The sequence below is a fragment of the Acinetobacter sp. YH12120 genome (assembly GCF_013418795.1).
In the GTDB taxonomy this organism is placed as follows: Bacteria; Pseudomonadota; Gammaproteobacteria; order Pseudomonadales; family Moraxellaceae; genus Acinetobacter; species Acinetobacter towneri.
Map to the genome: position 1 here is coordinate 73,414 of NZ_VPBI01000012.1, position 6,554 is coordinate 79,967.

Sequence of the window (6,554 nt, forward strand, 5' to 3'; positions counted from 1 at the left end):
TGTAACACATGAAAAAAATAATCGGTTTATATCGCAACCAAAATATGCATTGGGTGGGCGATGGTTTTCCAGTCAAAAATCTATTTTCTTATGACCGTTTAGGGCAGGCGATCAGTCCATTTTTACTCTTGGATTATGCAGCGCCGTATCATTTTGATGCGACTACCGCACAACATGGTGTTGGTTCGCATCCACATCGCGGTTTTGAAACGGTGACGCTTGCCTATCGGGGCGAAGTGACGCATAAAGATTCGGCAGGTGGTGGTGGCACCATCAAAACAGGCGATGTGCAGTGGATGACAGCAGGTGCGGGTGTGGTGCATGAGGAATTTCACTCCAAAGACTATGCAGCACAAGGCGGATTGTTTGAAATGGTGCAGCTTTGGGTGAATTTGCCTGCCGCAGACAAAATGACATCGCCACGTTATCAAGCCATTGAATCTCAAAATATTCCGAAAATTGAGTTTGAAAATCAGGCGGGGCATTTACGCATTATTGCAGGTCAGTACGCAGAGCAATCTGGGCCTGCCAGCACCTTTAGCCCTGTCAATGTTTGGGATGGACAATTGAAAGCTGCACAGACCCAAGCGCTGCATGTGCCGGTAGATCACAATACTTTATTGGTGGTGTTGGCAGGTGAAGTGCGGGTCAATGGCAGTCAACTTGTGCAAGATCACTCAGTGGTGTTATTTGCTCAAGATGGCGAAGCGTTAATTCAGCTTGAAGCACTGCAAGATACGCAATTTTTAGTGCTGACAGGCAAGCCATTAAATGAACCTATTCAAGGCTATGGTCCATTTGTCATGAATACCAAGCAGGAAATCATTCAAGCTTTTGAAGATTTTAATCAAGGCAAGTTTGGTGAAATTCCGATTCAACATCAAGCGGGTTAAGCTTTAAAAAATCTTAGCCAAGAAAAAAGCCTCATGTCGATGTCCCGACCGAGGCTTTTGTTGTTCTGGCGCTGTCAAATTTCTAGTTTTAGCGGATTGATCATATTCCTTATGATAATTATATGTGATGTAGCTATCATTTTTGTGCTTGGTATCATAGCGTTTAGAGATTTATTTGTAAAACGAAAATTATAAAATTGGTGAATTTATCTACATGGTTTAGAACACTATTTATAGTATTAAAGAAATAATATGAATAAATTCTAAGGCTTATTTAAGCACTTTCTGATTGTTAAAAAATGTAATCATATTGCCAATGTACTTTGTGTTGTTTCTCTGTGAAAAGTACACAATCTGGTAGTTTTTAATAGCTCATTTTCCTTAGGCATGGTTCATAATTTCATAAAGTATGTAAAAAGATGGATGATCGGTTTGGATATCGCAGTGATCGGTAGTGGTATGGCTGGACTGGCTACCGCAAGAATTCTTAAAGATGCAGGGCATAACATTACAATTTTTGAGGCGCTGCCTGGTCGTGGAATGGACAGTCATAGCATCGAATTTGAGGATGGTTTAATTGATGCGCCGTTACGGGTCATGAACCCACATTTGTGGAAAAACACCCTCAGCTTGGCCACACATTTAGGCATTAAAACTTATCCTGTGCGTACTTATATGGCGTGCAGTTGGTTATTTGAAGATCGTACCGAAACTTGGCTGACCACAAGCCGTACCCGTATTGGTAATTTCCCAATCATTAACAACCGTAAAGGCATACAACAATACGGCTGGCGTTTGGTAAAAGGCATGTTGCAGTTAAAAACAGCCATCGCTAAATTTTTCAAATCTAAAAACCAAGACATTACCCTTGCGGAATTTATCAACCGTAACGAAATTGAAGAAGTGTTTTGGCATGGTGCAGTGATGCCAGTGCTTTACACCATTTGTACTTGTGACCCTAAAACCATTGGTGAATGGCCAGCAAAACCATTGTTGGTATTTTTACGCCAATTGACTGATGGTGATGCATTATTGCGTTTACAAGGTGGCACGCCTGCATTGGTTGATAAGTTGATTGAAGGTATTAATATTCAAAGTGGTGCAGCGATTACTCGTGTTCATCAACAAGAAGATGGTGTAATTGTTGAAAATTCTGAGGGTCAGTCGCAAACATTTGACCGTGTGGTGATTGCAACGCCAACCACTAAAGTCCAAGACTTCTTGGACAATCAACAATTTGCAGAAGATATTGAATTGCTTAAACAGTTCAAATTCGAGCAGGGTGATTTGGTGATTCACACTGATCAAACGGTGATGCCGCCAAAACGTAAAGATTGGTCTGTTTTAAGTTATATGATGGATCGTAAATTTACTCGTCAGCAATTTACGGTATGGCTTAACTCGATCGAACCAACTTTGGTCGGTAAATCGCCAGTGTTCCAAACATGGCGTCCAGTTACACCAATTGATCCGAAAAAGATCATTTCAACGGTAACTTTAACCCGCGCTGTGGTGGATTCAAAGACAGTGGCATTAAACAAAGAGTTGCAGCAGCGCCATCACCAAGACAATCGTAAAGTGTTCTTCTGCGGTTCATGGTCGTGCGATGGTTTACCAATTTTAGAATCTGCAGTGACTTCCGCTATGCATATTGCAGAAATTTTTGGTGCACCATTACCGTTTATTGATTTAAAACCACAAGTTGAGGTTGCGCCGCAATTAGGTTATTAAGTTTAGGGTCTGTTGATATTTCATAAATGGTTTGTGCTGTAGGCTAAAACTGAGCAGATCAGGCATGAAACGCAGGGAATAGCGAGACTATTGCCAAGTTTCATAACGCAATCTGAGAAAGTTTTAGCCACAGCCTTTCAGGACAAGCATATTTTTTGCTGCTATTGCGTTATGAGTCAGTCATTTAGAATGACTAAATTTCCTGCCTCATGCCTTATATCAGCTAAAAAATATGCGTTGTCGCAAACATAGATGAATTATCAACAGCCCCTCTTTTTTGAATTAGACTGAGTCAGTATGAAATGGCAACAGGCGATACGACAGCATTTTCCAAAACATAAATATGCCATTCAAGCGGCATATTTGGGAGATACTTCCGCACTGCCGTGGAGCAATTTAGGTTATTGGTCAGATGCAGTGGGATCTGATTATCCCGCTGCATGTCAAAATTTAGCAGCGCATTTGGCCGCAGCAGTGCATTTAAATTCAAAAGATGTTGTACTGGATTTAGGCTGTGGGCAAGGTGCCAGTCTTAAATATTGGTTGGAACACTATCAAATACAACGACTTGAAGCTGTTGAGCTACAAGATCATCATGTGCAGTCGATTCGACAACATTTAAATTCAAATATTAAAATTCACGCTGCTTCATTTTTAAATTTAAAAGCACTTTTTCCACAACCACGTTTTGATGTGGTGTTCTGTATTGATGCGGCATATCACAGTCATTTGAATTCATTTTTAAGTCAGGTCAATGCAGTTTTGAATTCAAACGGACGTTTGGGCTTTCATTATTTAATTTGGGCAGAACAAGCGCCACCACATGCATTCAAACAGCTGCAATATCGTGCCTTATTAAAATCTGCCGATGTCAATTTTAAAGATCTAATGTCCGAAAGTCAGCTTCGAGCGGTCTTGGCACAGTTTGAATTTAAACAGATTCAGGTGGAAGATTTGTCGGCACAGGTTTTGGCGGGTTTTGCTGATTATGTGCATCAGCATCTCAAGCATCAAATTCAAACGCGAGATGCAGACTGGTTTAAAATTGCCATGACCGCACGTTTATGTGCCAAGCTCTATGCAGATGGCTGGATTAAATATGTGCAGGTGAGTGCGGAAAAAGCTTAATCTATTGTAATGAGCTGTTAGATGATGGGATTTTTCGGTGTTTAGTTGTCCATGCTTAGCTTTAAATCCTACCCACCACATGAAACTGCTTCGGTAAAATTTTTGCGCCACACGTCAATTGATCTCCGACATAAGCCACGGCTTTATCATCAAAAAGAATATGATCGTGACTTTTTATAATCGTGGACCAACGTTGGCACTGAGGGCAGAAATGTCCATCACCCGCCACTAAAAATAAATTTCCCATTTGAGAAACACGCATTTGGTTGGCAAGGATGATTCCACCATGATTGGTCATGGAATGATGCGTTGCAAAGCTTTGAGCCATGAGGTCTTCCTTAAACTGGAAAATTTTAGAGAAGCATTGTTTTAATACTCAATTTTCTAAGACTTATAATTTTAAATTTTTATTTTAATTCACAAAAATATTTTTAAATGTCAGTTTATATGGATGAAACATCAACAAAATAGACCATCAATATAAAAATACGATCTGAAATATGTGTACAGCATTCTAAATCATAAAATACATTTAACAAGTGAAAAGTCACAATCTTGTATTGCAATTGAAGTTTTGCAGATACATCGAAGCCCTAAATAAATTGGAGATTCGAGCAGCATGAGGAAGATAAAAATATACGTTTATAGAAACAAAAAACCTCATAAATTAAAAACTTATGAGGTTTAATATGGTGCCGGCACACGGATTCGAACTGTGGACCTACTGATTACAAGTCAGTTGCTCTACCAACTGAGCTATGCCGGCGTTGTGTAGAGAATTTTACAGAATTTTTACGTGTGCGCAAGCCAAAAAGTAACCGTTTAATGCAGGGCATAGAGTTTTTGAAGATTTTGTACACAGTATTTTGGCGCGTTACAAACGAGGAAATCACATAGAAGGTTTTGTATGAAATGAGCCCAGCGGGTGGGCTCATTGAAGAAAATAACTTGAAATGAAGTGTGAAAAGCGATTATTTATTTCTTAAGATGCGATCTAAATCCTGTGCACATTCTTCTAAGGTAAAGGCCATATCAAGTTGCATTTGTGGTTTGAGTTCATTTGCGAGCGTTCTCCATTGTTCAATTAGGCGAATGGCTTTTTGAATCTTATGTTTGTTGATGTCTTTGGCGATGGTAGGCGTATATCCTCCACGTTTAGCATTTTTAATTTGTTTGACATAATTTTGGCTGTTATTCATGTTCGCTCCCGAATAGCAGTTATATATGTAAGGCATTTGCATGCTTTTATTATGCTAAAGCTTAATGATGACCCTTTTATGTAGAAAGCTGAGATGACGAAATAAAAATAAAAAAAGGTTTTGATAAAAAACAATAAATTTCTTCACCTCTCCTTTTTTGACGGCATAACTCAGTTGTAGCATAGCGATTGAAGATTGTCTTGACTGCAGAGTAACGCAATGTGTCATGTTTGTTGATTTTTCATCAATAGAGGGATTGAGGATTATCAAAATTGGCGATGGAGATGGTCTTAACTGCAAATTCCGTTTATCGCTTTATCCATTTTACGCTCTAGATAATTGCCAAGTTGCTGATTAGAATAGCGCCACTATAAAAATAGCAACGATAATAACAATGCAAAGTTCACTCTTTGCTGTATTAGAAAAATTTGGCTTAAGCCCTCAACACCGCACAATTCATATCCAGTTTTCTAATTCAGCCTTAAATCATCAGGTTTTTTTGCAGTGCGTTTATGGTCAGCATGCCATCAACCAAGGTTTGCAGATGGATGTCTTATGCCTCTCACCGCATGCAAATTTGCCGTTGAAACAATTTATTGGCAGTCGGGTGGCTGTAGATCAACTCACCGATCAAGGCGAATTATTTCGACATAGCGGCATTATTACTGCAGCAGCGCAAGGGCAAAGTGATGGCACGCTCAGTCTCTATAAATTGCAGATTCAGGATGCAACGGCTTTGTGGCATAAACGCCGCAACAGTCGGGTATTTATGAATAAAACTGTGGTGGAGGTGAGTGAAATTCTGTTTAAAGAATGGCAAGACCGCAGTGCATTATTTGCTGCAAGTTTAAGTTTAGATTTAAGTGGTCTCAGTCAGCGTTATGCAGTTCGACCTCTCATCATACAATCCAACGAAAGCGATTATGAGTTTTTAACCCGTTTGTGGCGTAGCGAAGGCATCAATTGGTTGGTGGATGAAAAACAACCTTGGGTTGAGCATTTTTTAACGCCTATGGATACACAAAAATTAAGACTGATTGAGCAGAATAGTCATTATCAGCCCTTAAAACGTAGACGAGTGGCATTTCAGCGTACAAGTGCAATCGAGCAGCGGGATAGCATTTACACTTGGATGGCACAGCGTAACCTGCAACCCACTGAAGTACAGTTACAACGCTGGCAACCCGATCTTTTGGCACAGGACCAAAATTCAGTACAGTTCACATCGCCCTTACAAAGTAGCACACAAAATAGTGAAGCTTTAAGTTTAGAACAGGCGTGGTGCGTGAGTCCTGCGTGGATGCAAGACTTAACTGGGCAAGATCAGGTGACAGCTGCAAGTACCGAACAATTAGAACAATTGGGACAACAATTGGCTCAGTATTATGATTTGCAGGCAAAATATTTTTCCGCGCAAAGTAATTTACGTGATGCGCAAGTGGGGTATTGGTTTGAATTACACGGGCATGCTGAAATTGAACCGTACCGGGTTTGTCGGAGACCAACTTTCTTGAGAGAATGTTCCAATGACAAAACCAAAATATACCCCTGAAATCAGAGAAAGAGCGGTTCAATTATTGATTGAATCTGAAAAAGATTATCC

4 protein-coding genes, 1 tRNA gene and 2 pseudogenes are annotated in these 6,554 nt (G+C 39.9%); 4 read left to right on the forward strand and 3 right to left on the reverse strand.

Annotated elements, in window-relative coordinates; translation table 11 throughout:
- Positions 1 to 8 precede the first annotated feature (8 nt).
- The 3 genes from FTU58_RS09265 (at position 9) to FTU58_RS09275 (ending at position 3,752) form a co-directional block, all read left to right on the forward strand.
- The gene (locus FTU58_RS09265; protein ID WP_154321175.1) at positions 9 to 893 is read left to right on the forward strand and encodes a pirin family protein; all 885 of its coding nucleotides are present in this window, start codon (positions 9 to 11) and stop codon (positions 891 to 893) included.
- 423 nt (positions 894 to 1,316) lie between these two features.
- On the forward strand, positions 1,317 to 2,624 hold the full coding sequence (locus tag FTU58_RS09270; RefSeq protein WP_004970183.1) for an FAD-dependent oxidoreductase: 1,308 nt from the start codon (positions 1,317 to 1,319) through the stop codon (positions 2,622 to 2,624).
- A 297-nt stretch (positions 2,625 to 2,921) separates the two neighbouring features.
- Positions 2,922 to 3,752, forward strand: coding sequence for a cyclopropane-fatty-acyl-phospholipid synthase family protein (locus tag FTU58_RS09275; protein ID WP_104852875.1), 831 nt, complete (start codon positions 2,922 to 2,924; stop codon positions 3,750 to 3,752).
- 70 nt (positions 3,753 to 3,822) lie between these two features.
- On the opposite strand, the pseudogene FTU58_RS09280 reads toward FTU58_RS09275, so the two are convergent.
- The 3 genes and pseudogenes from FTU58_RS09280 to FTU58_RS09290 form a co-directional block, all read right to left on the reverse strand.
- Positions 3,823 to 4,080 (reverse strand): annotated as a pseudogene (locus FTU58_RS09280) (PAAR domain-containing protein); the annotation flags it as partial.
- Between the two features lie 362 nt (positions 4,081 to 4,442).
- Positions 4,443 to 4,518, reverse strand: a tRNA-Thr gene (locus FTU58_RS09285).
- Positions 4,519 to 4,723: 205 nt separating this feature from the next.
- Positions 4,724 to 4,951, reverse strand: coding sequence for a hypothetical protein (locus FTU58_RS09290; RefSeq protein ID WP_004970172.1), 228 nt, complete (start codon positions 4,949 to 4,951; stop codon positions 4,724 to 4,726).
- A 394-nt stretch (positions 4,952 to 5,345) separates the two neighbouring features.
- Between FTU58_RS09290 and FTU58_RS09295 the strand changes: the two are divergent.
- Positions 5,346 to 6,437: pseudogene (locus tag FTU58_RS09295) on the forward strand (phage late control D family protein); the annotation flags it as partial.
- Between the last annotated feature and the right edge of the window lie 117 nt (positions 6,438 to 6,554).

Coding starts and splice junctions, on each gene's coding strand:
- FTU58_RS09265 (WP_154321175.1), top strand. CDS start 9: ATGAAAAAAATAATCGGTTTATATCGCAACCAAAATATGCATTGGGTG.
- FTU58_RS09270 (WP_004970183.1), top strand. CDS start 1,317: ATGATCGGTTTGGATATCGCAGTGATCGGTAGTGGTATGGCTGGACTG.
- FTU58_RS09275 (WP_104852875.1), top strand. CDS start 2,922: ATGAAATGGCAACAGGCGATACGACAGCATTTTCCAAAACATAAATAT.
- FTU58_RS09290 (WP_004970172.1), bottom strand. CDS start 4,951: ATGAATAACAGCCAAAATTATGTCAAACAAATTAAAAATGCTAAACGT.